The organism is Streptomyces sp. NPDC059875, from assembly GCF_042731085.1.
GTDB lineage: Bacteria > Actinomycetota > Actinomycetes > Streptomycetales > Streptomycetaceae > Streptomyces.
Map to the genome: position 1 here is coordinate 125,048 of NZ_JBHWJZ010000008.1, position 23,989 is coordinate 149,036.

Sequence of the window (23,989 nt, forward strand, 5' to 3'; positions counted from 1 at the left end):
GAACCCTGGAGTTGCTGTCGAGGTCTCGGGGAGAGCGAGCGATGGAGACCGAGTCGGAGCCGTACGTCCGTCTTGCGACCCTGCGGCAGCTGCATCAGGTCGTGGCAGACCTCAATACAGCCCGCAGTCTGGCGGACACCCTGCAGACCGTCGCCGACGGCATCGTCGCCGGCCTCAACTATGAGCTGGCCTGCGTCAACCTCGTGCGCCCCGACGGCGACCTCGTCGTCGCCGCCTTCGCCGGCAGCCCCGCCGCCGAAGCGCTGATCACCGGCCGCGTCGGCTCCCGCGAGTCCTGGGAGCGCCGCCTCACCATGGGCGTCGCCTGGGGTGACCTGCGGTTCATCCCGCACACCGAGGGCTGGGTCCTCATCGAGGACGACGTCCCGCAGTGGCACACCGAGGGCCCCGCCCCCCGCTTCGAGGACGAGTGGCACCCCCACGACCGCCTCTATGCCCCCATGTACGCCTCCGGTTCCGGCCGCGAACTCCTCGGAGTGATCTCCGTCGACCGCCCGCGCAACGGACGCCACCCCGGCCCCTGGGGCCAGGAGGCCCTGCAGATGTATGCCTCCCAGTCGGCGATTGCGATCAGCAACGCCCGGCTCCGAGCAAACATGCAGCGCGCCCTCGTCCGCCTCGAACGCGAGCAGCAGGCCCTGCGCGCCAGCGAAGAGTCCTTCCGGCAGGCCTTCGAGTACGCCCCCTCCGGCATGGCCATCGCCGAGATGGGCGGCGACCAGCACGGCCGCCTCCTGCGCACCAACGACGCGCTCTGCCGCCTCCTCGGCCGCCCCGCCTCCGCGATGCGCCGCTACTCCTTCGCCGACCTCGTCCACCCCGAGGACATAGGGACACTCCTCCGCACCTCAGCCGAGGGCGGCCGCGCCGAGCTCCGCCTCGGCCGCCGCGACGGCACCTACGTCTGGGTCTCCCTGCGCAACTCCGTCGTCGCCGACACCGCCGACGGCCCCCGCTTCCTCCTGACCCACGTCGAGGACATCGAGGAGCGCAAGCGCCACGAGCTCCAGCTGGCCCACCGTGCCTCGCACGACGCCCTCACCGGCCTGCCCAACAGCGCCGAACTGCGCTCCCGGCTCAGCGCCCGGCTCTGCGAGCGCCCGCACGCCACACCGGAGAGCGACTACGACGCCCCGTACGGGCACGAGCACAACTTCGGCTTCGACGCCGGTCCCGGCGCCGGCGGACCGTACGACCACCACGTCCACACCGTCGCGCCCGCCGGGGGCGAGGTCGACGACGGGACGAAGGGGCTCGCCGTCCTCTTCTGCGACCTCGACGGCTTCAAGTCGATCAACGACCGCTTCGGGCACCACACCGGCGACGCCGTCCTCATCGAGGTCGCCCGGCGGCTCACCACCGGCGTACGGGACGGGGACACCGTCGCCCGGCTCGGGGGTGACGAATTCGTCGTCCTCGCCGACGGCCTCGGCGCGGCCGACGCCGCCGACCTGGCCGTACGGCTGCGCAACGCGATCATTCCGCCGATCCGGGTCGACGGACGGGCGGTCAGGGTCGGGGCGAGTTTCGGCATCGGCTGGGCCGAGTGCGGCATGACCGTCGAAGAGGTCCTGAACTCCGCCGACCAGCGGATGTACATAGAGAAGCGGTCCCGGGCGAAGATCCACCGCCGCGCCGGATGACCCGTTTCGCGCCCGTTCCGTACGCCCCCCGTTACCCGTGGGTCACCTCCCGCTCGGTCAAGGGACGGATCGGCGGGTGGCCCGTTCGGGGTAGGCTCGGCCGGTCGGCGACGGCTGGCGAGCATGGATAGGAGTGACCAGGGATGGCTGCCGGTAACGACGGCGCGAACACGCCCGAGGACGACGATCCGTTCGGCTACCTGTACGCGGACGGCCAGGCGGCAGGCGCCCAGCCGCCGGGGCAGGCCGGTGGCTACGGCTACCCCGGACCGGCCGCGCAGCCGGGTGTCCCCAGAACCTCGTACAACCAGGTCAGGACCGTCGGGGAGCGCCAGTACGGCGGCCAGCAGCAGTACGGCCAGCCGCACGGGCAGGTCCCGCACCAGCCCGCGTACGGCCAGCCGAACCCGCAGTACGCCGCGCCCGAGACGTACCCCGGTGGCGAGCGGACCCGGCAGGCGCCGATCCCGCACCAGCGCGGTGGCGGCGGCGGTCGCGGACCCAACACCAAGGGGCTGCTGATCGGCGCGATCGCGGTCGTCGCGGTCGTCGTGATCGGTATCACCGCCGCCGTCATCAGCAACAGCGGTGGTGACAACACCGACGGTGGCACCGCGGGCGGCAAGCCGACCGGTGGGTCCACGCAGGTCCAGGAGACCCCCTCCACCAAGCCCAGCGCCGAGGAGACCCCGGCCGCGCTGCCGCAGCAGGACGCGGCGACGCTCAAGCTCGGGGGCACCGCGCTGCTCGCCAAGGACATCAAGGGCGCGGAGGGCCAGGACGGCCTGTACGTGACCGGATTCAACGCGGTCGGCTCGTCCGTGACCTGGCAGACAGAGGTGCCCGAGGCCGGCAATTACAAGATGGAAGTCCGGTACGCGATCCCCGCCAAGGACGCCAACGCCACCGTGACCGTCAACGGCAAGGCGAACACCAAGCCGATGAATCTGAAGAACTTCATCGGCTCCTCGGACCCGAACCCCGAGAAGAACTGGCAGACCACCTGGTCCCAGGTCTCGCTCGAGAAGGGTCAGAACACGATCATGCTCTCCTGCGCGGCGGGGAACCAGTGCGACGTGATCTTCGACTGGGTGAAGATCAGCAACCTCTGATCGGTACGGCTTCGGCAGGGCCCCGTGGAACAGGTTTCCGCGGGGCCTTCGCCGTGCCGGCTATGCCGCCTCGGCCTGCTCCGTCACCTTCACCCGGGTGAGCAGCTCCTCGTACGCCGACCGGTCGAACTCGCCCGCGACCGGTGAGAGCACCGTGGCCGCCGACAGGGCGACCGCGCGGGTCAGCCGGTCCGGCCACGGGAGCCCGTCGGTCAGCCCGGACAGCAGGCCCGCGACCGCCGAGTCGCCGGCGCCGGTCGGGTTGCCCCGCACCGCGGCCGGCGGGGCGGCGCGCCAGAGGCCGTCCGGGGTGGCGGCGAGCATCCCCTCCGGGCCGAGCGAGGAGACGACCGCGTGGGCGCCCCGGCGCCGGGCGTCGCGCGTGGCGCGGTGCGGTTCCCGGGAGCCGGTGAGCTGGGCGAGCTCGTCCGCGTTCGGCTTGACCACGTCGGGGCGGGCCGCGATGCCGCGCCGCAGGGGTTCGCCGCTGGTGTCGAGCAGGACCGGGACGCCGGCGCCGCGGGCGATCCGGATCAGCTCCGCGTACGCGCCGACATGGATACCGGGCGGCAGGCTGCCGCACAGGGCCACCGCCTCGGCGCCGGCGAGCAGCTCGGTGTAGCGCGCGGTGAACCCGGACCACTCGGCCGGGGTGAGCGTGGGGCCGGGCTCGTTGAGCTGGGTGGTGTCGCCGGTCGTGGTGTCGACGACCGCGACGGTACGGCGGGTGGTCCCGGTCGTCGGGACGAGCGCGTCGGTGAGCGGCAGCTCGGCGAGGTGGGCGCGCAGGACCTCGCCGGTCGGGCCGCCCGCGAAACCGGTGACGACCGTCTCGTACCCGAGGGCGGCGAGGACGCGGGCGACGTTGAGGCCCTTGCCGCCGGGGCGTTCGATCACCTGGGTGACGCGGTGGGAGGCGTGCGGGGTGAGGGCGGGGACGCGGTAGGTGAGGTCCAGTGCCGTGTTGAGGGTGACCGTGAGAATCACCTGCCGTACCCCCGTACGCCGTCGAAAGATCATGGAACAGCCGTAGAACGCGCCCCGATCATGCCAAACAGGCGGCGGTTGGCCCAGCCCCCGGACCAACCGCCGTGCAGGGAGTCCCTCGAAATCAGGCCACTTGGGGCTCAACCACCCAGGCGCCCTTGCGCATCACGCCCTTGACGTCGAAGTTCTCGTCGAGGACGACCAGATCGGCGTCCTTGCCGGGCTCCAGCGAACCGACCTTGTCGTCGATGCCGAGCACCCGCGCCGGGTTGGCGGAGATGGCCTGCACGACCGACTCGACGGGCAGCTTGTCGATCGTCGCCGCCCGCTTGAACGCGCGGTCCAGGGTGAGGGTCGAGCCCGCGATGGAGCCGCCCTCGACGAGCCGCGCGACGCCGTCCTTCACCTCGACGGCCAGCGGGCCGAGCGAGTAGAGGCCGTCACCGAAGCCCGCCGCGTCCATCGCGTCCGTGATGAACGCGACGCGCCGCGGCCCCGCGTGATGGAACGCCAGCTCCAGCGAGGCCGGGTGCAGATGGGTGCCGTCGTTGATCAGCTCGACGGTGATGCGCTCGTCCTCCAGGAGCGCGGCGATCGGGCCGGGGGCGCGGTGGCCGAGGCCGGGCATCGCGTTGTAGAGGTGGGTGGCGACGGTGGCGCCCGCGTCGATGGCCTCGACGGTCTGCTCGTACGTCGCGTCGGTGTGGCCGATCGCGGCGATCACGCCGTGTTCGGCGAGCAGGCGTACGGAGTCGATGCCACCGGGCAGCTCGGTCGCGAGGGTGACCATCCTGGCCTGCCCGCGGGCGGCGTCGATGAGCTTGCGGACGTCGGCCGGATCGGGGTCGCGCAGCAGGGTCTCGTCGTGGGCGCCCTTGCGGCACGGGGAGATGAACGGCCCCTCGAAGTGGATGCCGGCGATGTCGCCCTGCTCGGCCAGCTCGGAGAGCAGACCGGCGCGCGTGCTCAGGAAGTCCAGCTCGCCGGTGACGAACGAGGCGACGACGGTGGTGGTGCCGTGCAGCCGGTGGGTGTGGACGCCGGTGAGGATGTCCTCGACGGTGCCGGAGGTGAAGGAGGCTCCGCCGCCGCCGTGGTTGTGCATGTCGACGAAGCCGGGGACGACCCAGTGGCCGGTGAGGTCGAGCGAGGGTGCGTCGGAGGGCGCTCCCCCAAGCTCTCGGCTGCGCTCGAGCAGGGAGGTGCCCCCATCCGCGATGCGACCGCCGTCGACGATCACCCGTCCGTTCTCGACGATGCCGGTCGGCAGCACCACGCGGGCTCCGGCGAGAACTGTGCGATCGGCCATCAGGCGGATACCTCCGAGTCGGGCTCGTTGTGGGCGTGGGGTGCGGTCGGTCGCTCGGCGAGCAGGTCCCAGGCGAGGAGGCCCGCGCCCAGGCATCCGGCGGTGTCTCCGAGGGCCGCCGGGACGACGGCGGGCAGCTTCTGGAACGTCACGCGTTCCTCCACCGCGGCCCTCAGTGGTGTGAACAAGGTTTCCCCGGCCTCGGCGAGACCGCCACCGATGATGAGCGTGCGGGGGTCCAGCAGGGTGAGCGCGGTGACCAGGCCGTCCGCGAGGGCGTCGACGGCGTCCTGCCAGACCTGGACGGCCCGGGCGTCCCCGGACTCGACGGCCTTGGCGCAGTCGGCGGCGTCGGCGTCCGGGTCGCCGGAGGCGGCGGCCCAGGCGAGGGAGACGGCGGAGGCGGAGGCGTACCGCTCCAGGCAGCCGCGCTGGCCGCAGCCGCACTCGGCGCCACCCGGGCGGACCACGATGTGGCCGATCTCGCCGGCGTAGCCGTGGGCGCCCGCCTCGATGGCTCCGCCGATGCCGATGGCGCCGGCGATCCCGGTGCCCAGGGGCACGAAGAGGAAGCGGTCGGCGCCGTTCCCGGCGCCGATGCGGCCCTCGGCGAGGCCGCCGGTGCGGACGTCGTGACCGAGGGCCACGGGGATGCCGTCGAGGCGTTCGCTGAGCAGGGCGCGCATCGGTACGTCGCGCCAGCCGAGGTTGGCGGAGTAGGCGGCGATGCCGTTCGCGGCGTCGACGATGCCGGGGACGGCGACGCCGGCGGCCGCGGCGGGCTGCCCGTACCGCTCCAGACCGTAGGCGCGCAGCTCGGCGGCGAAGTCGAGGATCGTCTCGACGACGGCCTCGGGGCCGCGCTCGCGCCCGGTCGCGCGCCGTGCCTCGTGGAGCAGGGTGCCGTCCGCCCCGACGAGGGCGGCCTTCATGCCGGTGCCGCCCACATCGAGGGCGATGACGTGTCTCACGGGGACAGTCTCGCGTGTCACGGCCCGAAAGGTCTAGTCCACTGGACGATATTGTTGCGCGGTCATACAAATGGCCCGCGGGTGGTGCGCGCGATCCCGAAGCGATACCCGAGTGGTGTAGACCTTATGCTTCCTCTCCTGTGAAAATCACAGCTCAACGACGAGCAAGAGGGTGGGGCAACGCTGTGCAGCGGCGATTCCTTGGACTGACCGCGACGATCGCCGCGCTGGGCCTGACCGCGGGTCTCTCCGGCTGCGGCCTGACCGGCGCCGACAACGACGGCGTGACCCTCGAGCTCGTCGCCGCCGACTACGACCTCACCGGCGGCGACACCACCAAGAAGTACTGGGACGAACTCACCGCCGCCTACGAGGCCACCCACCCCGGCGTGCAGGTCGAGGTCCAGATCGAGTCCTGGAACGACGTCGACCGCAAGGTCGCCGAGATGGTCAAGGCCGACCAGGCCCCCGACATCGCCCAGATCGGCGCCTACGCCGACTACGCCGCGGCCGGTGAGCTCTACTCCGCCGACGAGCTGCTCTCCATCCCCGTCCAGGCGAACTTCCTCGCCCCGCTCAAGTCCGCAGGCGAGACCAAGCGCACCCAGTACGGTCTGCCGTTCGCCGCCTCCACCCGGCTGCTCTTCTTCAACCAGGAGCTCTTCGACCGGGCCGGGATCACCGAGGCGCCGAAGACCTGGGCGGAGCTGGCCGCCGCCGCCCGGAAGCTGAAGGACGACGACGTCCCCTACCCCTTCGCGCTGCCGCTCGGCCCCGAGGAGGCGCAGGCCGAGACGATGATGTGGCTGCTCAGCGGTGGCGACGGCTACACCGACGCCACCGACCGCTACCGCATCGACTCCGACCAGAACATCCAGACCTTCGACTGGCTGAAGAAGAACCTGGTCGAGAAGGAGCTCACCGGCCCCGTCGCCCCCGCCAAGCTCAACCGCAAGGACGCCTTCGCCGCGTTCTCGCGCGGCGAGGTCGGCATGCTCAACGGGCACCCCTCGCTCATGCAGGAGGCGGAGAAGAAGGGCGTCAAGGTCGGCAAGGTCGCGCTGCCGGGCGTGAACGGCAAGGCCAAGGCGTCCATGGGCGTCGCCGACTGGATCATGGGGTTCAAGCAGAACGGCCACCGCAAGGAGATCGGCGAGTTCCTCGACTTCGTCTTCAGCGACGAGAACGTGCTGAAGTTCGCGGGCGGCAACGACCTGCTGCCGGTGACGGTCAGCGCGTACTCCCGGATGCAGAGCGAGGAGGAGCACAAGAACCTCCGCGAGTTCCTCAAGGAGCTGCCGAACTCCCAGCTCCCGCCGGTCGGCAAGACGTCCTGGGCCCAGGTCAGCGAGAACATCAAGCAGAACATCGGCAAGGCCGTCACTCCGGGGCAGAAGCCCGCCGAGGTGCTGGGGAAGCTCGCACGCGAGGCGACGGAGGCGGAGAGCGCGGAATAAGTTGGGTCGTATGACCAACGATGAGGAACTGGGCGGCGCCCTCGGCCTCGGCGAACGCGAACGCGCCGTGCTCGCCCTGGAGCGCCGCTCCTGGCCCGGTCCGGGCGCCAAGGAGCGGGCCGTCCGCGAACAGCTCGGCCTGTCCGCGACGCGCTACTACCAGCTCCTCAACGCGCTCCTCGACGACCCGCGGGCCCTGGAACACGACCCGGTGACCGTCAACCGGCTGCGCCGGGTCCGTGCGGAGAAGGAGCAGCGCCGCTGAGGGGCGGCGTCGCCAGGGGCGCAGCGGTCGAGGAGCACCGCCGCTCTCGGGCAGCGATGCCAAGGGGCAGCGCCGCCGGGTCCGCGTCGGTAGGGTCGTCGTATGGTCAGCAGCCTTCCGCACCCGACCACACCCGCAGGCCGCGACGGCCTGGCCGCGCTTCTCGCGCGGCCGGACAAGGCCGTCGTCGCCCTCGACTTCGACGGGACGCTCGCCGAGATCGTCCCCGACCCCGAACAGGCCCGCGCCCACCCCGGCGCCGTGGCCGCGCTCACCGCCCTCGCCCCCGAAGTCGCCTCCATCGCGGTGGTGACCGGCCGCCCGGCCGGGGTCGCGGTCCGCTACGGCGGCTTCGCCGGCGTCCCCGGCCTGGAACACCTCGTCGTCCTCGGCCACTACGGCGCGGAGCGCTGGGACGCGGTCACCGGCACCGTCCAGGCCTCCGCCATCCACCCCGGCGTGGCGTCCGTCCGCGCCGAACTCCCCGGCTTCCTGGACAGCGTCGGCGCCTGGCCGGGCACCTGGATCGAGGAGAAGGGCCGCGCGGTCGCCGTCCACACCCGCCGCTCCACCGACCCCCAGGCGGCCTTCGAGGCCCTCAAGGCCCCCCTCTCCGACCTGGCCGCCCGCCACGGCCTGGTCCTGGAACCGGGCCGCATGGTCCTCGAGCTGCGCCCGCCGGGCATGGACAAGGGGGTGGCCCTGGCGGAGTACGTACGGGAGGTGGGCGCCGGTTCCGTGCTGTACGCGGGCGACGACCTGGGCGACCTCCCCGCCTTCGCGGCGGTGGAGAAACTCCGCTCGAACGGCACCCCGGGCCTGCTGGTCTGCAGCGGCTCCACCGAGGTCACGGAACTCGCCGAACGCGCCGACCTGTCGGTCCCGGGGCCGGGGGCGGTGGTGGGGTTCCTTTCGGCCTTGGCGGAGCGTATTCGGCCACATTCCGGCTAAGGGGCTCGGCCGTCGTGCGGCGGTGGCACCCTGTGGCGGCAGTGATGTGGCGGACGTGATGTGGCGGACGACGGGGGTTGCAGTGGCGGACGACGTGGCCGACGGCGCTTGGCTCGACCTCTCCGACGCCGTGGGGCTGCTGCGGGACCAGCTGGCGTCCGCGCAACGCGCCGCCGACGGATCCGACATCCGCTTCCGCGTCGGCGAGGTCACCGTCGAGTTCGCCGTCCAGCTGACCCGTACCACCGGGGGAGGCGGCGCCCTGCGCTTCGGGGTGGTCGGCGCCGACGGCAAGCGGGAGCACGCGAACAGCACGACGCACCGCCTCCAGATCACGCTCCACCCGCGGTCGGGTGGCGCCGGCGGCGGAGCGGCCGGCGGGGGAGACCTGGAGATCGGCGACACCGACTGGGCGTGACGCGGACCGGCCTCGGGGGTGGCTGTGAAGTTCGAGCGTGTGGTGCAGGTCCACGGGTCCGATGACGGGGCGGGCGGCTCCTTCGGGACCGGCTGGCTCATCGGCCCCGGACTCGTCCTGACCGCGGCGCATCTCCTGCGTACCGACAAAGGACGGCTCCGCCCGGCCGCCGTCGAGTTCCCCTGGGCCACCGGGGCCGGGCGACGGCGGGCGGCCACCGTGGTGTGGATCAGGTACGACGACATCGTCGACGCCGCGCTGCTCGCCGTGGCCGAACCCGACGGGCACGACCTGGGAGCACCGCTGCGCTGGGGCGACCTGGTCACCGCCCGGCCCGCCCACCCCGTGGAGTCGTACGGCTTTCCCCGCCTGCAGGCCGTCCCGGCGGCCGGCCGGCGCCACGAGGAACACCTCACCGGAAGGATCAGCCCCGGCACGGTCGGCTCCGCCCGCCGCTGGGAGCTGCTGAGCGACGACCCGCTCCCCGCCGGGGACGGCGCCGGTGCGGGCTGGGCCGGCATGTCGGGCGCCCCCGTCTTCAGCGGCGACCTCCTCCTCGGCGTGATCCGGCGCGACCGGCGCGCGCCCGCCGGCTCCCGGCTCGTCGCCACCCGCGCCTGCGAACTCCTCGCCGACGAGAGCTTCCGCACCGCCCTGCGTGGCCGGTCGCCGGCCGGCCCCGAACCCGTCGCCGAACCCGCCGAGCTCGCCCCCCTCCTCGAACCGACCGTGCCCGAGCGGGATCTGCGTTCCCCCGCGATGCTGCTCCGCGCGGACGTCGAGGCCACGCCGTTCCGGGGCCGGCAGTCGGAGTGGCGGCAACTCCTCGACTGGTGCCTCGGCCCCAGCGGGGCCCGCGGCCCGAACCTCACCGTCCGCGTCCTGACCGGTCCCGGAGGCCAGGGCAAGAGCCGACTGGCCAGACGGCTCGCGGCGGCCGTCATGAAGGAACCGGGCTGGGCCGGCGGCCTCCTGCGCGCCGATCTCGGCGACGAGACCTGGCAGGGTGCGGGAGCCGGGTCCGCGACGGACGAGGGACTGGCGGTGATCGGCGCCTGCACCCGGAACCTGTTCCTCGTCGTGGACTACGCCGAGTCCCGCCCCCGTTGGATCCGCCGTCTCATCGAGCAGGCCCGCAAGGTGGCTGCAGCCGGCCGCACCGTCCGGATCCTGCTCGTCGCCCGCTCCTCCGGTGGCTGGCAGCTCGATCCGTACGACACGAGCGCGGCCACCCACGAGATCCTCGCCTCCGCCCTCACGTACGAACTCGGCCCGCTGGACGTGACCGCCGAGGACCGCCGCGCCGCCTTCGACGCGGCACTCCACGGACTCGCGGGCCTCCTCGGACGGACGGAAGGCCACGAGGGGCACGACTGGGGCGCCGTCGCCGACCGGGTCGAAGCCCCCGCCGACCTGACCGGCAGCCGCTACGCCACGGCCCTGAACGTGCAGATGGAAGCCCTGGCGGCGCTGCTCCAGGCGGGCCCCGAGCCCCTGGTGCCGGAACCCGGCGAGGCGGTCGAGGCGACCCTCCTGCGCCACGAGGAGCGCTACTGGGCGCGCGCGTTCGCCGCGCGCGGCGAACAGCCGCTGCCCATGCCGCTCCTGCGCCGGATCGTCGCGGCGGCCACGTTGTGCGGCGCGGCCGACGAGGACGAGGCGATGGCGGTGGTGTCCCGGGTGCCGGGGCTCGGCCCGGTCCGGGCGTGGGAGCTGGCGGAGTCGATCCGCCGGCTGTATCCGGCGGCGCACGACGCGTACTGGGGGATGCTGCAGCCCGACCGGGTCGGGGAGTTCCAGGCGTCGCGGGTCGTGGGTGAGGTGCCGGGGCTGCTGCCCGCGCTGATCGCCGGCGCGACGGCCGCTCAGCAGGTGCAGGCGATGACGGTACTGACCCGTGCGGTGGTGGCCCACGCGAACGGTGGCCGGACGGGACAGCGGGATGTGGTGCTGGGGCGGCTCGGGGCGCTGGTGGACGGGCCGTTGCTGGGCGTGGACGTGCTCAGGACGTGCGCGGCGGCGCTGCCCCCGAGCTCCGACGCGCTCGCCCGGTTCGCGGTCCGCCTCACGGATCGGCTGGTGCGGAGGTATCGCGAGGGGGTGGGGGAGGAGGACGGACTCGCCTGGGCGTTGGGGCAGTTGGCCGAGCGCAGGGACGCGGTCGGTGACTGGCGCGCGGCGCTGAAGGCGGCCGAGGAGGCGGTGGCCCTGCGGCGGGCGGAGCCGAGGGCGGGGAGCATCGCGTACGAGCGGCGGCTCGCGGAGGTGCTGGTGCCCCTGGCGACCCTGTACTGGAGGCTCGAGCAGTGGCGAGAGGCTCTGACGCTGGCCGAGGAGGCAGTGAGGCTGAGCCGGCACGTGGCGGAAGCCGAACCGGAGGTGGGCCAGGAGCCGTTGGCGAAGGCGCTGCTGCTTCTGGCGAGGACGTACCAGGACGCGGCCAGGCCGGAGGAGTCCGTACCGCTGGCGAGCGAGGCCGTGCGCATCCGTCGGACACTGGCGGACGGCGACCCCGCGCGCGAGCCGTTCTGGGCGTCCGCGCTGCGTGTCCTGGCCAACAGTCAGACGCTCATGGGGGCCACGGCGGAGGGGTCGGCCACGGCCGAACGCGCGCTCACCGTCGAGCGGAGGCTGGCCAGGGAGAACCCGGATGCCCATCTGGCGTCGCTGGCCGGCGCGCTGCACGCGTTGTCCTACCACTACTGGCGCGCCGGCGCGGACGAGGTGAAGTCGAAGGCCGCGTCCGAGGAGTCCGTGCGCCTCCGGCGTCGACTTGCCGTCGGCAACCCGGACACATACGGACACGGTCTCGCCGGCGCGCTGGTGAACCTGGCGGCGAGTCAGCCCGACGAGGAGGCTCTGCGGACTCTGGACGAAGCGCTGGCGATCCACGCGGAGCTGGACGACCCCCCGCTGGTGAGCGGTGGTTCGCTACGGCTGCTGCACAGCAACCAGGCCTACTGCCTGTGGCAGCTGTCGCGGACGGACGAGGCGATCGAAGCGGTGACGAATGCGGTCGCACTCGGACGGATGCTGTACGCGGACAACGCGGCGCTGTACGGCGAACGGCACGCCAACGACCTCGAGAAGCTGGCGCGGTATCTGCACGATTCGTCGCGACGGACGCAGGAGGCGATCGACGCGATCCGCGACTGCGTGGAGGTCCGGCGGTTTCTCGCGGCGGCCCAGCCGTCCGCGGCCGAAGCCGACCTCGCCTTCGCCTGCTATCTGCTCGGCTGGTACCTCAACGAGGCGGAGCGGAGGCGGGAGGCGGAGGAGTCCGTGCGGGAGGCGCTGGAACGGTACGCGCCGTGCTGGACCGTCGCACCGGACCTCGTGGCGAGCGACTACGCCACCTGTCTGGGGCTGGCCGCCACGATCAAGGAGTCCGAGGGCCGCTACGGCGATGCGCGTGCCGATCGGGAGCGTGCCGTGGAGATCCTCCGTGCCGCGGCGCGGAGATCGCCCGAGATGCGTGGGTCGCTCGCTTGGCACCTGTGGGCCTCCGCCGAATCCGCGTTCACCGAGGGCGGGATGCGCCAGTACCTGCGGGGGCTTCCCGCCGCCCGCGAGGCCACCGAGATCTACGCGCTCCTCGCCGACAGCCGACGGCCGAGGCCCGACGCCAACCTCCAGGGCGCGGCGAGCATGTGGGTGATGCTCCTCACGGCCTGTGGACGGTGGACGGAGGCCGCCGAACTGCGGCACCGGTACGGATTGCACGGTTTCTGAAGAGCCGGAAGAAGAGCCTGAAGGAGAGAGGTCACATGGCAGAGGGTCAGGACGCGCCGGAGACGGACGACGAACCGGAGCTCATCTTCGAATCCCTGGACAAGTTCGTCGGCGAGTACCTGTGCGTGATCCTGCGCCGCCGGGTGGACGGGGAGCACCTCGCCTGGTGCGCCGACTGGTGGCGGCACCCCGAGGCGGTCGCCCGTCTCGCCGCACTCTGGCGTGCCTTCGAGTACCTGAGCACGGACCCGGCTCTGGGGTTGACGAGCTGGTGGGTGCACCACGCCGATCCCCACCTGGCTACCCTGCTGAACCCTCTTTGGGGTCCGTTCGCGCTGTGTACGGGCACCGACGGGCACAGCGACGCGCTGGGCGAACTGCCGAACAACCCTGCCCCGCCGGAGATGTGGGACCACCCCGCGTTCTCGTTGTCGGCCGCCGACCGGCCCCGGGATCAGACCTGACGCAGCGCCTCCAGCTGCTTCAGGAACCACTGCTGCGGCGGCAGCGCCGTCGCCGCCGCGGCCAGGCGCTTCGAGCGGTCCGCGCGCTCGGCGGCCGGCATCGTCAGGGCCCGGTGCAGGGCGCGCGCGGTCTCGGAGACGTCGAAGGCGTTGACCGTCAGCGCGTCCTCGCGCAGCTCGTCGTACGCCCCCGCGCCGGTCGAGAGGACCAGCGCACAGCCCGCCTCCGACACCACCGGGATCTCCTTCGCCACCAGGTTCATCCCGTCGCGGACCGGGTTGATCAGCGCCACGTCCGCCATCCGGTAGGCCGCGAGCGAGCGCGGGAAATCGTCCTTCACCGAGAGCAGCACCGGCTGCCAGTCGTGCGTGCCGAACTCCGCGTTGATCCCCTGTGCCAGCTCCGCCACCGACGCCGTGTACGCGCGGTAGACCGCCAGGTCCTGGCGGGACGGGTAGGCCGAGGCCAGGTGAACGACTTTCCCCCGCCATTCCGGGTGCTCCTGGAGCAGCTCCCGGTAGGCGAGGAGGCCGCGCGCCACGTTCTTCGACAGCTCCGTACGGTCCACGCGCACGATCGTCATCCGGTCGCCGACGTCGGCCCGCAGCGCGGCGAGGCGGTCGTCGACCTCGGAGGTGTGGGCGAGCGCCCGGAGATCGTCCCCGTCGACGCCCAGGGGGTGGATCTGGACGCGGGTGCGCCGGGGCTCGCCGCCCGCGCGGCGGTGGTGCACCCCGCGCCAAGGGTCGCCGGTCGGCCAGTGCCCGTCGGCCGCCCCTTCCGCACTGTCGATCTGCGCCCCGGCGATGAACGAGGAAGCCCATCCCCAGGTGTGGAAACCGAGCTCGTCCGCGCCGAGCATCCCCCACAGCAGCTCCTCGCGCACGTCCTCCGGAAGCATCCGCAGATACTCCGGCGACGCCCACGGCGTGTGCGTGAAGTGGCCGATCCGCAGGTCGGGACGGAGCTCCCGCAGCTGCCCCGGCACCAGCGCCAGGTGGTAGTCCTGCACCAGGACCGCCGCGCCCTCGGCCGCCTGGGCCGCCAGTTCCTCGGCGAAGGCCCGGTTGTAGGTCCGGTACGACTCCCAGCGGCGCCGGAACTCCGCGTCGAAGACCGGCTCGTGCGGGATGTCGTACAGGTGGTGGTGCAGGAACCACAGCACCGAGTTCGCGATCCCGTTGTACGCGTCGGCGTACACGTCCGGGTCGATGTCCAGCATCCGTACGCCGGGCTCGGACACCCCGCGCCGGACCGCCTCGCGGTCGCCGTCCCCGAGCGCCGCGCACACCCACACGCTGTCCTCCGAGGACACCGCACTCAGCCCGGACACGAGGCCGCCCCCGCCGCGCCGGGCACTGAGCGTGCCGTCGGCGGCGAGGGCGTACGAGACCGGACCCCGATTGGACGCCACAAGCACAGAAGCCATGTCGCGAACCTAGCCCGTCACGTAAACGCTCAAACGTACGTATACAAGTGTGGCGAATCCACGCCTTCGCGCCTAGTGTTCGCGCCGGCCGCGCAGCGCCGCCTTCGCCACCACGCCCGTCGCCGCCAGGGCGAGGGCGACACCGCCGAGCAGCCACAGCCGTTCATCACTGCTGCCGGTCTCGGCCATCGAGCCGCCGGGGCCGTGCGGCGGGATCGGGCGCGGCTGGTGGGTGGTGGGGGCCGGCGGCGACGAGGGGATCGGTGTGGGCGAGGTCGCCGACTCCGAGGGCGACGGCGACGGATCCACCGGGTCCGTCGGCGAAGGCGTCGGGCTGGGGCTCGGGTCCGGCTTCGGCGGGGTGATCACCGGCGCCACCGCGCAGGCCGGGTCCGCGCTGCCGTCTCCGCAGTTCAAGCGCGGCGACTCCACCTCGACGCTGTTCAGGAGCTTGCCGTCCCCGCTCACCGGGTCCTTCACCGGTACGGAGAAGGCGAGCCCGGAGGGGACGTACGTGTCGCCCGTCGTGGTGAAGGTCAGCTCCGCCGACCGGGCACCGACCGGGATCGCCCCGTCCGGGATGTCGAAGGCCTTGGCGTCGATGCCGAGGTTGTTCGTCAGCTCGGGCGCGAGGGCACCGTCGTCCTCGCTGACGAAGAAGTTGTTCGTGTTGCCGGTGTGCGCCTCGGCGACGTTCCTGCCGTCGACCAGGAACCTGTCCCCCGGCGTGTTCCAGTCGCCCTCGTACGCCGTGACGCTCGCCCGCGCCTTGCCGGTCGTGCGGTGGAAGCCGTCCACGGTGACCGTCGTCGCGGGGGAGGTGGAGCGCTGGAGCACGTGCCCGCCGTAGACGTACACATGGCGGCGGTCCGGCGCGTGCGTCGCCTCGGGCCCGGGGAACTCGTAGACGACCGTCAGGGACCAGCCCGCCACGCAGCCCTTGCCGTTCGGCGCCCAGATGTTGCCGACGGCGACCTGCGTGTCGCCGCCGCGTACGCCCGCGAAGGCGGCGGTGACGTCCGACTCGCCCGTGTAGTAGTGCGGGCCGCTGGTGTCCGGCGGGTCCGTGACCATGGAGTCGATGGAGACCGTCGTCTCGGCGCCCGCGCCGACCCGGATGTGCGGCGCGGTCGTCGCGTGGTCGCCCGCCGAGGGCACGACGTCGGCGCCGGAGATGTCGCAGCGCCCCAGCTGCGCCCCGCTCGGCCCCTTGTACGTGCCGTCGTTGCCGCCCCAGAAGAGCCGGGCGTAGGCGACCTTCGCGCCCGCCGGGATCTCCACGCGGCCGGTGCTGGAGCCGTAGCCGTCGGCCATGGAGGCGGTGTTGATCCGCTCCATGACGAAGGTGTTGTTGTTGTCGCCGCCCTGGCCTGCGGCGGCGGCGACACAGCGCGCGGCCAGGTCGGCAGGGGCGGTGGGGCAGCCCATGACCGTGTTGCCGATGGTCCTGAAGTCGCCGTACAGGGACTCCTCGTACCGCTTGCCGAAGGGCTCCACCACGTCCGCCGTGGCCGGACCGGCCGGACCGGCCACGGCGAGGGACAGCGAGCCGAGCACCGCAAGCATGGTCATTCGATATGTGAACCGCATAAAACGGAAATTTAGGCAAAATGCGTCATCATTTGGTGTTACGCCACGCGGCGGTGCGCGTACTCCGTGATGTCGAGCATCGGCGGCCGCTCCTCGGTGTCCACGGCGTACGTCCGCGGCGTGAAGCCCTTCCCGTCACCCCGCTCGAACTGCGTCAGCCGCGGCCGCACCAGATGTCCGCGGGACAGTCGCAGCTGCGCCGTCCGGTAGATCGCCGCCGCCATCCGGCCGAGCGCCTGCCCGTCCTGGTGGCGGTGCTTGCGGACCCCGACGTCGACCTGGGCGAGGGCGTCGAGGCCGACGGTGTGCAGTGCGTCGACGAGGAGGCCCAGCTCCACTCCGTAACCGACGGGGAAGGGCAGCCTCTCGAGCAGCGAGCGCCGCGCCGCGTACTCTCCGCCCAGCGGCTGGACGAAACCGGCCAGTTGCGGCCAGTGCAGATTCAGCAGCGGGCGGGCCACCAGCTCCGTCACCCGGCCCCCCTGGCCTGGAGTCTTGCCGGAGGCGAGCCCGTCGAATTCCGTGCCGAGCGGGCGGTCGTACATCGCCTTCACGAAGTCGACGTCCGGCTCGGTGAGGAGCGGGCCGACGATGCCGGTGACGAAGTCGGCGGAGAAGTCCCTCAGGTCCGCGTCGACGAAGCAGACGATGTCACCGTCGGTCACCATCAGTGACCGCCACAGCACCTCGCCCTTGCCGGGCACGGCCGGTATCCGCGGGAGGATCTCGTCCCGCGCCACCACCCGCGCCCCCGCCGCCGCCGCGACCTCCGCGGTACGGTCGGTGGAACCGGAGTCGATCACCACGAGTTCGTCGACCAGCGGGACCGCCTCGGACATCAGCTCGCGGCGGATCACCGAGACGATGTCGCCGACCGTCGCCTCCTCGTCGAGCGCGGGCAGCACGACGCTGACCGTCGTGCCCCGCTTGGCGGCCAGCAGCTGCTCCAGCGGACGGTCTGCCACGGACCAGGACCGCCGGGCCAGCCAGCGCTCCACTTCATCCAGCAAGGTGATCTCCATCTCGCGGTTCGGACGACCATCTCAAGCGTCCATGCCTTCGGTTACAGTCTTGAACAACGCGGAAGCCCGATGCATGTCGGGGTGCCACCCGCGTCCTACAACCGAATACCGCTCATCCAGAGGGGCAGAGGGAAACGGCCCGTTGAAGCCCCGGCAACCCTCCAGTCGGTCTCGTCCGCAGTCGTCGCACTGCGCCCGCGAGGCTCCCGGCTAGGGAAGGTGCCAAATCCGTCTCATGGCGACGTTCGTCATGGGAAAGATGAGGAGAAAGGGCCTCGCCTCCATGGCTGTACAGACTGTTTCCACCACCACTCAGACGGTTGACCTCGGTCCGGCTTCCGGACTCTCCTGTCGTGAATGCGGTGAGAAGTTCCCCCTCGGCCCCATTTTCGCCTGCGAGCTGTGTTTCGGCCCGCTCGAAGTCGCGTACGACCTTCCCACCGGTGACCCCGAGGCGCTGCGCAAGCAGATCGAGGCCGGCCCGGCGAACATCTGGCGCTACGCCCCGCTGCTGCCCGTCCCCGCCGACGTCGCCGAGAAGCCGAACCTGAACCCGGGCTGGACCAAGCTCGTCCAGGCCGACAACCTCGCCCGCGAGCTGGGTGTCGAGCCGGGCAAGCTCTACGTCAAGGACGACTCCGGCAACCCGACGCACTCCTTCAAGGACCGCGTCGTCGCCCAGGCCCTCGAGGCCGCCCGCGCCTTCGGCTTCACCACCCTGTCCTGCTCCTCCACCGGCAACCTGGCCGGCGCCGTCGGCGCCGCGGCCGCCCGCGCCGGCTTCCGCTCCTGCGTGTTCATCCCGCACGACCTGGAGCAGGGCAAGGTCGTCATGGCCGCCGTCTACGGCGGTGAACTCGTCGGCATCGAGGGCAACTACGACGACGTCAACCGCTTCTGCTCCGAGCTCATCGGCGACCCGCTCGGCGAGGGCTGGGGCTTCGTCAACGTCAACCTGCGCCCGTACTACGGCGAGGGTTCGAAGACGCTCGCGTACGAGATCTGCGAGCAGCTGGGCTGGGTCCTGCCCGACCAGCTCGTGATCCCGATCGCCTCCGGCTCGCAGCTCACCAAGATCGACAAGGGTCTGCAGGAGCTCATCAAGCTCGGTCTCGTCGAGGACAAGCCGTACAAGATCTTCGGCGCCCAGGCCGAGGGCTGCTCCCCGGTGTCGACGGCCTTCAAGGCCGGCCACGACGTCGTACGGCCCCAGAAGCCGAACACCATCGCCAAGTCCCTCGCGATCGGCAACCCGGCCGACGGCCCGTACGTCCTCGACATCGCGCGCCGCACGGGCGGTGCGGTGGAGGACGTCGACGACGAGCAGGTCGTCGAGGCGATCAAGATCCTGGCCCGTACCGAGGGCATCTTCGCCGAGACGGCGGGCGGCGTGACGGTCGGCGTGACGAAGAAGCTGATCGAGGCCGGTCTCATCGACCCGAGCCTCACCACGGTCGTGCTCAACACCGGTGACGGCCTCAAGACCCTGGACGCGGTGGCAGACACCTCGCAGGCGACCGCCACCATCAAGCCGAGCCTGGACGCGTTCCGCGACGCCGGCCTGGCCCACTGACCCCCCTCGTTACGGAAGGCAGCACCACATGAGCGTCAAGGTCCGTATCCCCACGATCCTCCGTACCTACACGGGCGGCCAGGCCGAGGTCCCGGCGGAGGGCGCGACCCTGTCCGAGGTCATCGCCGACCTGGAGAAGAACCACACCGGCATCGCCGCCCGCGTCCTGGACGACCAGGGCAAGCTGCGCCGCTTCGTGAACGTGTACGTCAACGACGACGACGTCCGTTTCGAGCAGGGTCTGGAGACGGCGACGCCGGACGGCGCCGGAGTCTCGATCATCCCGGCCGTCGCCGGCGGCTGCTGAACCACACGGACCGCTTCGAGTTACCCACGGTCATCTGAATTGCCCCCTCCGCGAGTAAGCGGAGGGGGCAATTCTGCATGGTTGAGCGCGGTAGAGTTGGGGAAGTCCCCCCGGCTCCTCTCCGCTGCTTGTGCCAGACGCATATGAGAATGCGTCCGCACCCGACAAGATGCAGCCAAAGTGTTCGAGTGTTGTGTACCTTCTGCGCACTTTGCCGGGCCCGACTTGCCCCGGAATTCAGTGAATTCTCCTCAATTCTCCTTTACGGCGTGCCCAGAATTCTCGTCCGATTGACCTGTTGCAGAGGGCAGTTGGGCAGATACATTCAGCCGCGGTCGACGCGTTCCGGCGCAGGGTCTGACCCGGGTCCGCGAAGTGCGGTCCCGCGCAAGGGCCAGTAATAGGGGAGTTAGGCATGGCTCAGGGCACCGTCAAGTGGTTCAACGCGGAGAAGGGCTACGGCTTCATCGCGGTCGACGGTGGTGCGGATGTATTCGTCCACTACAGCGCGATCCAGATGGACGGTTACCGCACCCTTGAAGAGGGTCAGCGGGTCGAGTTCGAGATCTCGCAGGGCCAGAAGGGTCCGCAGGCGGACATGGTCAAGCTCGCCGTCTGAGCACGGCGCGATCGGCCACCACGTACGCACTCACGCCGAGGGGTCCGCATCCTGACCAGGATGCGGACCCCTCGTGCGTGTCCGGAGTCCCCCCGTGGGCCCCTTCCGATCTGTGGGAGTCGCTTGCACTCGCATGGGCCGAGTGCTAATCATTGGCGTTAGCACTCTGAAGGTGAGAGTGCTTACGAGGATCGGGCAGACGAGGTCCGCGGCCAGGTGGGGCAAGGAACCATCGGGTACGCAGGCCGTCCGTCGCGGGCGTCGGCGCGGTCCTGGAGCGTTATCCACCCCATGTCCGGGAGGACCACTTCACATGGCCAAGATCATCGCGTTCGACGAGGAGGCACGGCGCGGTCTCGAGCGCGGGATGAACCAGCTCGCCGACGCCGTCAAGGTCACCCTTGGCCCCAAGGGCCGGAACGTCGTCCTCGAGAAGAAGTGGGGCGCCCCCACGATCACCAACGATGGTGTGTCCATCGCCAAGGAGATCGAGCTCGAGGACCCGTACGAGAAGATCGGCGCCGAGCTGGTCAAGGAAGTCGCCAAGAAGACGGACGACGTCGCCGGTGACGGTACGACCACCGCGACCGTCCTCGCCCAGGCGCTCGTCCGCGAGGGCCTGCGCAACGTGGCCGCCGGCGCCAACCCGATGGCCCTCAAGCGCGGCATCGAGAAGGCCGTCGAGGCCGTCTCGGGCGCCCTGCTCGAGCAGGCGAAGGATGTCGAGACCAAGGAGCAGATCGCTTCCACGGCCTCCATCTCCGCCGCCGACACCCAGATCGGCGAGCTCATCGCCGAGGCGATGGACAAGGTCGGCAAGGAAGGCGTCATCACCGTCGAGGAGTCCCAGACCTTCGGTCTGGAGCTGGAGCTCACCGAGGGTATGCGCTTCGACAAGGGCTACATCTCGGCGTACTTCGCCACCGACATGGAGCGTATGGAGGCGTCCCTGGACGACCCGTACATCCTGATCGTCAACTCCAAGATCTCCTCCGTGAAGGACCTGCTCCCGCTCCTGGAGAAGGTCATGCAGTCGGGCAAGCCGCTGCTGATCATCGCCGAGGACGTCGAGGGCGAGGCCCTGTCGACCCTGGTCGTCAACAAGATCCGCGGCACCTTCAAGTCCGTCGCGGTCAAGGCTCCGGGCTTCGGCGACCGCCGCAAGGCCATGCTGAACGACATCGCCATCCTCACGGGCGGCACGGTCATCTCCGAGGAGGTCGGCCTCAAGCTCGAGAACGCCGGCCTGGACCTGCTGGGCCGCGCCCGCAAGGTCGTCATCACCAAGGACGAGACCACGATCGTCGACGGCTCCGGCGAGAGCGACCAGGTTGCCGGTCGCGTCAACCAGATCCGTGCCGAGATCGAGAACTCGGACAGCGACTACGACCGCGAGAAGCTGCAGGAGCGCCTGGCGAAGCTCGCCGGCGGTGTTGCGGTCATCAAGGCCGGCGCCGCGACCGAGGTCGAGCTCAAGGAGCGCAAGCACCGCATCGAGGACGCCGTTCGCAACGCGAAGGCGGCCGTCGAGGAGGGCATCGTCGCCGGTGGTGGCGTGGCCCTGCTCCAGGCCTCCTCGGTCTTCGAGAAGCTCGAGCTCGACCTGTCGGGCGACGAGGCCACCGGTGCCGCGATCGTGAAGCTGGCCCTCGAGGCCCCGCTGAAGCAGATCGCCGTCAACGCCGGCCTCGAGGGCGGCGTCGTGGCGGAGAAGGTCCGCAACCTGCCCGTCGGCCACGGCCTGAACGCCGCGACCAACGAGTACGTGGACCTCATCGCCGAGGGCATCATCGACCCGGCGAAGGTGACGCGCTCCGCCCTGCAGAACGCGGCCTCGATCGCCGCGCTGTTCCTGACCACCGAGGCCGTCATCGCCGACAAGCCGGAGAAGGCCTCCGCGGCCGCTCCGGGCGGCATGCCGGGCGGTGACATGGACTTCTGAGCCACGGCTCGGTAGATCCTGGTTGTACGACGAGGGCGGCACTCCCTGCTGGGGGTGCCGCCCTCGGGCGTTCGGGGTGATGCTGGGAAGAGAGTCCCCAGAGGCGGGAGCGATCCATGATCACGCTGCTGACGACACCGACCGACCGCGAGCTGGTCATCACCCGAACCTTCGACGCCCCGCCCGCCCGCGTCTGGGAGGCGTGGACGAAGCCCGAGCACGTCCGCCGGTGGTACGGGGTCGCCGCCCTGACCACGACGGTCTGCGACATCGATCTCCGGATCGGCGGCGCCTGGCGCTGGGGCCAGCAGGCGCCGGACGGACAGGAGATCGTGTTCTCGGGGGCGTACGAGGAGATCGTCCCGGGCGAGCGGTTGGTCTACACGGAGACCTTCGAGCTGATGCCGGGTCCGCCGGTCCATGTGACCCTCACCTTCGACGACACCCCGGACGGCGGCACGGCCCTGACAAGTACGTCGCTCTGGCCGTCGACGGAGATCCGGGACCAGGCGCTGGCCACCGGGATGGAGGACGGGGTGAAGGAGGAGTACGACCGGCTGGCCGAGTACCTTCGCACGATGTGAGCCTGATCGTTCCCCGGCTGGCGGCCGGGGCCTTTGAACTGCGCCGCTGGGAGCGGGCCGACCTGCCCCTCGTGGAGGAGGCGTCGACGGACCCGTACATCCCGCTGATCACCACCGTCCCGCCGGTGTACTCGGAGGCGGAGGGCGAGGCGTTCGTCCGCCGCCAGTGGACCCGCTCCGAGACCGCTGCCGGCTACCCCTTCGTCATCGTCCGGCGCCGCGACGCGCGGCCGGTGGGCATGATCGGCCTCTGGCTCCGCGACCTCACCGAGGGCCGCGCGACCCTCGGCTACTGGATCGCCCCGTCCTGCCGCGGCGAGGGCGCGGCCGGGGCGGCGCTGACGGCGGTGAGCGCGTGGGCACTGGGTGAACTGGGCATCCCGCGCCTCCAGTTGCTCGTCGAACCCTGGAACGATGCCTCGGCCCGGACGGCGGAGCGGGCGGGCTTCGTACGGGAGGGGGTGCTGCGGTCCTGGCAGGAAGTGGGCGGGGAGCGCCGGGACATGGTGATGTACGGGAGGGTGCGGGGCGGAACGCTTCGGGGGCCGGGGGCGGGGGAAGGCTGAGGGGAACGGGATCGTGGGGGTGGAGTCGATGGGTCGGTTACAGCCGCTGTACCTCACTCACCACGGGAAGCTGTTGCCCCGGCAGACGCGTCACGATCCGGTCGCCCCGCTCGACGGGAAGGTCCGCGTCCACGAGCACTCGTTCCATCGGCTGCTCGACGGGCGGCGGGCGCCCTCCCTCTTTCTTGTGCGGACTCCGGGGCCCCGTGACGGTTCGGGGGACCTCGTCTCGTGCACGGCGGAGGCCTGCGGCCGGTGGGTGACGGCCGCCGTCGCGTACGCCACCGCCGTGGACGACGTCAGCGCCGAACTGGAGGCCGCCTACCGTCGGGCCGTCGCCGTCCCGGGGTGGAAGCAATTCGCTCTGCGCCGCGCCATGGGCGAGTGGGAGGAGACGCGGCGGCGGTACGAGTGGGTGATGCGGGAGGCCGGTGAGGCGTACGAGCCCGTCGGCCGGGAGATCCGGCAGGCGATCGAGGCCGAGAAGAGGAAGGCCGCCGCGCGGGCGCGGGAGCTGGCCCGGGAACAGGAAGAGGGCAGGCGCCGCAGGGCGCTGCTCGCCGAACGGCCGCTCTGGGGCTGGGCGGTGGTGACGGAGGTGGGCTGGCGGGCCGCGTACGCCTTCCGGCACGACGTCGCCCACGGCGAAGCGCCCGCGACGACTCCCCTGGACGAGAGCCCCCGGGTGGACCTGTCGGGGCTGCGGCAGGCGCTCAAGGACCTGGATCTCCCGACCGTGGTGTGGGACGACGCCGCGCTCGCCGAGACGGAGCGCGAGCTGGAGGGCGTCGGCTTCGGGAGCTGGTGGCAGGAGCTGTTCCACGAGAACTACAAGACGTTCACCTCGCCCCCTCCCCGCCCGGCCCCCTTCCCGCGGAGCAACCCGTCCGGTGGCACCGCCACCGGAGGCTCGGGGGGCTTCAGCAGCGGCTACGGCTGCGGTGGCTTCAGCTGCGCCGGCGGTGGCTACTGATGGTGGCGAGTTGGCGTGTGCTGACGGCGTCGACCTCGGCCCGGAGCGCTGAG

At 71.5% G+C, this 23,989-nt stretch carries 21 protein-coding genes and 1 riboswitch; of the genes, 15 read left to right on the forward strand and 6 right to left on the reverse strand.

The features are described from left to right. The first annotated feature begins 41 nt into the window (after nt 1-41). Together cdgB and ACFV9D_RS12665 are read left to right on the forward strand one after the other, a co-directional pair. Nucleotides 42-1,664, forward strand: a complete 1,623-nt coding sequence (cdgB, locus tag ACFV9D_RS12660) for a diguanylate cyclase CdgB (protein ID WP_385144585.1) — start codon at nt 42-44, stop codon at nt 1,662-1,664. 143 nt (nt 1,665-1,807) lie between these two features. Beyond that, entirely contained in the window at nt 1,808-2,776 is a 969-nt protein-coding gene (locus ACFV9D_RS12665) for a CBM35 domain-containing protein (RefSeq protein WP_385144587.1), read from the forward strand. Nucleotides 2,777-2,836: 60 nt separating this feature from the next. On the opposite strand, the gene ACFV9D_RS12670 is transcribed toward ACFV9D_RS12665, so the two are convergent. The 3 genes from ACFV9D_RS12670 to ACFV9D_RS12680 form a co-directional block, all read right to left on the reverse strand. Continuing rightward, nucleotides 2,837-3,763, reverse strand: coding sequence for a 1-phosphofructokinase family hexose kinase (locus ACFV9D_RS12670; RefSeq protein WP_385144925.1), 927 nt, complete (start codon nt 3,761-3,763; stop codon nt 2,837-2,839). A gap of 124 nt (nt 3,764-3,887) precedes the next feature. Further along, nucleotides 3,888-5,072: an N-acetylglucosamine-6-phosphate deacetylase gene (gene nagA / locus ACFV9D_RS12675; RefSeq protein ID WP_385144589.1), complete on the reverse strand. Its 1,185-nt coding sequence runs from the start codon at nt 5,070-5,072 to the stop codon at nt 3,888-3,890. Then, the gene (locus ACFV9D_RS12680) at nt 5,072-6,043 is read right to left on the reverse strand and encodes an ROK family protein (protein WP_385144591.1); all 972 of its coding nucleotides are present in this window, start codon (nt 6,041-6,043) and stop codon (nt 5,072-5,074) included. Before ACFV9D_RS12680 ends, nagA begins: the two co-directional genes overlap by 1 nt. 185 nt (nt 6,044-6,228) lie before the next feature. On the opposite strand from ACFV9D_RS12680, the gene ACFV9D_RS12685 reads away from it, so the two are divergent. From ACFV9D_RS12685 to ACFV9D_RS12710, 6 genes are all read left to right on the forward strand, one after another. After that, the gene (locus ACFV9D_RS12685) at nt 6,229-7,500 is read left to right on the forward strand and encodes an ABC transporter substrate-binding protein (RefSeq protein ID WP_385144593.1); all 1,272 of its coding nucleotides are present in this window, start codon (nt 6,229-6,231) and stop codon (nt 7,498-7,500) included. 10 nt (nt 7,501-7,510) lie between these two features. After that, nucleotides 7,511-7,765: a DUF3263 domain-containing protein gene (locus ACFV9D_RS12690; protein WP_385144595.1), complete on the forward strand. Its 255-nt coding sequence runs from the start codon at nt 7,511-7,513 to the stop codon at nt 7,763-7,765. A gap of 102 nt (nt 7,766-7,867) precedes the next feature. After that, nucleotides 7,868-8,716: a trehalose-phosphatase gene (gene otsB / locus ACFV9D_RS12695; protein WP_385144597.1), complete on the forward strand. Its 849-nt coding sequence runs from the start codon at nt 7,868-7,870 to the stop codon at nt 8,714-8,716. A gap of 82 nt (nt 8,717-8,798) precedes the next feature. Next, nucleotides 8,799-9,134 (forward strand): trypco2 family protein, encoded by a 336-nt coding sequence (locus ACFV9D_RS12700; RefSeq protein ID WP_385144599.1) that lies wholly within the window; start codon nt 8,799-8,801, stop codon nt 9,132-9,134. A 24-nt stretch (nt 9,135-9,158) separates the two neighbouring features. Then, complete coding sequence (locus ACFV9D_RS12705; protein WP_385144601.1) at nt 9,159-12,866, forward strand: trypsin-like peptidase domain-containing protein; 3,708 nt, start codon at nt 9,159-9,161, stop codon at nt 12,864-12,866. 35 nt (nt 12,867-12,901) lie between these two features. Next, on the forward strand, nt 12,902-13,330 hold the full coding sequence (locus tag ACFV9D_RS12710) for a DUF4913 domain-containing protein (protein WP_385144603.1): 429 nt from the start codon (nt 12,902-12,904) through the stop codon (nt 13,328-13,330). On the opposite strand, the gene ACFV9D_RS12715 is transcribed toward ACFV9D_RS12710, so the two are convergent. The 3 genes from ACFV9D_RS12715 to ACFV9D_RS12725 form a co-directional block, all read right to left on the reverse strand. Beyond that, nucleotides 13,321-14,760, reverse strand: a complete 1,440-nt coding sequence (locus tag ACFV9D_RS12715) for a trehalose-6-phosphate synthase (protein WP_385144605.1) — start codon at nt 14,758-14,760, stop codon at nt 13,321-13,323. The two genes, ACFV9D_RS12710 and ACFV9D_RS12715, sit on opposite strands and share 10 nt — an antisense overlap. Nucleotides 14,761-14,832: 72 nt before the next feature. Beyond that, nucleotides 14,833-16,332 (reverse strand): hypothetical protein, encoded by a 1,500-nt coding sequence (locus tag ACFV9D_RS12720; RefSeq protein WP_385144607.1) that lies wholly within the window; start codon nt 16,330-16,332, stop codon nt 14,833-14,835. A gap of 56 nt (nt 16,333-16,388) precedes the next feature. Continuing rightward, nucleotides 16,389-17,360, reverse strand: a complete 972-nt coding sequence (locus tag ACFV9D_RS12725) for a glucosyl-3-phosphoglycerate synthase (protein WP_385144609.1) — start codon at nt 17,358-17,360, stop codon at nt 16,389-16,391. A 121-nt stretch (nt 17,361-17,481) separates the two neighbouring features. Next, nucleotides 17,482-17,638: riboswitch (SAM riboswitch) on the forward strand. Here ACFV9D_RS12725 and thrC point away from each other — a divergent pair. From thrC to ACFV9D_RS12760, 7 genes are all read left to right on the forward strand, one after another. Continuing rightward, complete coding sequence (gene thrC, locus ACFV9D_RS12730; RefSeq protein ID WP_385144927.1) at nt 17,632-18,945, forward strand: threonine synthase; 1,314 nt, start codon at nt 17,632-17,634, stop codon at nt 18,943-18,945. Its footprint overlaps the riboswitch before it by 7 nt. 28 nt (nt 18,946-18,973) lie before the next feature. Further along, on the forward strand, nt 18,974-19,252 hold the full coding sequence (locus ACFV9D_RS12735; RefSeq protein ID WP_361857748.1) for a MoaD/ThiS family protein: 279 nt from the start codon (nt 18,974-18,976) through the stop codon (nt 19,250-19,252). 415 nt (nt 19,253-19,667) lie between these two features. Next, nucleotides 19,668-19,871: a cold-shock protein gene (locus ACFV9D_RS12740; protein WP_005315736.1), complete on the forward strand. Its 204-nt coding sequence runs from the start codon at nt 19,668-19,670 to the stop codon at nt 19,869-19,871. A 313-nt stretch (nt 19,872-20,184) separates the two neighbouring features. Further along, nucleotides 20,185-21,813: a chaperonin GroEL gene (groL, locus tag ACFV9D_RS12745; protein ID WP_385144611.1), complete on the forward strand. Its 1,629-nt coding sequence runs from the start codon at nt 20,185-20,187 to the stop codon at nt 21,811-21,813. Between the two features lie 116 nt (nt 21,814-21,929). Next, entirely contained in the window at nt 21,930-22,397 is a 468-nt protein-coding gene (locus ACFV9D_RS12750; RefSeq protein ID WP_385144613.1) for an SRPBCC family protein, read from the forward strand. Continuing rightward, nucleotides 22,394-22,963 (forward strand): GNAT family N-acetyltransferase, encoded by a 570-nt coding sequence (locus ACFV9D_RS12755; RefSeq protein WP_385144615.1) that lies wholly within the window; start codon nt 22,394-22,396, stop codon nt 22,961-22,963. The genes ACFV9D_RS12750 and ACFV9D_RS12755 overlap by 4 nt, the downstream gene beginning before the upstream one ends. Nucleotides 22,964-22,991: 28 nt before the next feature. Next, nucleotides 22,992-23,936 carry a hypothetical protein gene (locus ACFV9D_RS12760; protein ID WP_385144617.1) on the forward strand — a complete coding sequence of 315 codons (945 nt, stop codon included), beginning with the start codon at nt 22,992-22,994 and terminating at the stop codon, nt 23,934-23,936. Nucleotides 23,937-23,989: the final 53 nt, after the last annotated feature.

Coding starts and splice junctions, on each gene's coding strand:
- thrC (WP_385144927.1), top strand. CDS start 17,632: ATGAGGAGAAAGGGCCTCGCCTCCATGGCTGTACAGACTGTTTCCACC.
- otsB (WP_385144597.1), top strand. CDS start 7,868: ATGGTCAGCAGCCTTCCGCACCCGACCACACCCGCAGGCCGCGACGGC.
- ACFV9D_RS12760 (WP_385144617.1), top strand. CDS start 22,992: ATGGGTCGGTTACAGCCGCTGTACCTCACTCACCACGGGAAGCTGTTG.
- ACFV9D_RS12750 (WP_385144613.1), top strand. CDS start 21,930: ATGATCACGCTGCTGACGACACCGACCGACCGCGAGCTGGTCATCACC.
- ACFV9D_RS12665 (WP_385144587.1), top strand. CDS start 1,808: ATGGCTGCCGGTAACGACGGCGCGAACACGCCCGAGGACGACGATCCG.
- cdgB (WP_385144585.1), top strand. CDS start 42: ATGGAGACCGAGTCGGAGCCGTACGTCCGTCTTGCGACCCTGCGGCAG.
- ACFV9D_RS12740 (WP_005315736.1), top strand. CDS start 19,668: ATGGCTCAGGGCACCGTCAAGTGGTTCAACGCGGAGAAGGGCTACGGC.
- ACFV9D_RS12735 (WP_361857748.1), top strand. CDS start 18,974: ATGAGCGTCAAGGTCCGTATCCCCACGATCCTCCGTACCTACACGGGC.
- groL (WP_385144611.1), top strand. CDS start 20,185: ATGGCCAAGATCATCGCGTTCGACGAGGAGGCACGGCGCGGTCTCGAG.
- ACFV9D_RS12710 (WP_385144603.1), top strand. CDS start 12,902: ATGGCAGAGGGTCAGGACGCGCCGGAGACGGACGACGAACCGGAGCTC.
- nagA (WP_385144589.1), bottom strand. CDS start 5,072: ATGGCCGATCGCACAGTTCTCGCCGGAGCCCGCGTGGTGCTGCCGACC.
- ACFV9D_RS12720 (WP_385144607.1), bottom strand. CDS start 16,332: ATGACCATGCTTGCGGTGCTCGGCTCGCTGTCCCTCGCCGTGGCCGGT.
- ACFV9D_RS12690 (WP_385144595.1), top strand. CDS start 7,511: ATGACCAACGATGAGGAACTGGGCGGCGCCCTCGGCCTCGGCGAACGC.
- ACFV9D_RS12715 (WP_385144605.1), bottom strand. CDS start 14,760: ATGGCTTCTGTGCTTGTGGCGTCCAATCGGGGTCCGGTCTCGTACGCC.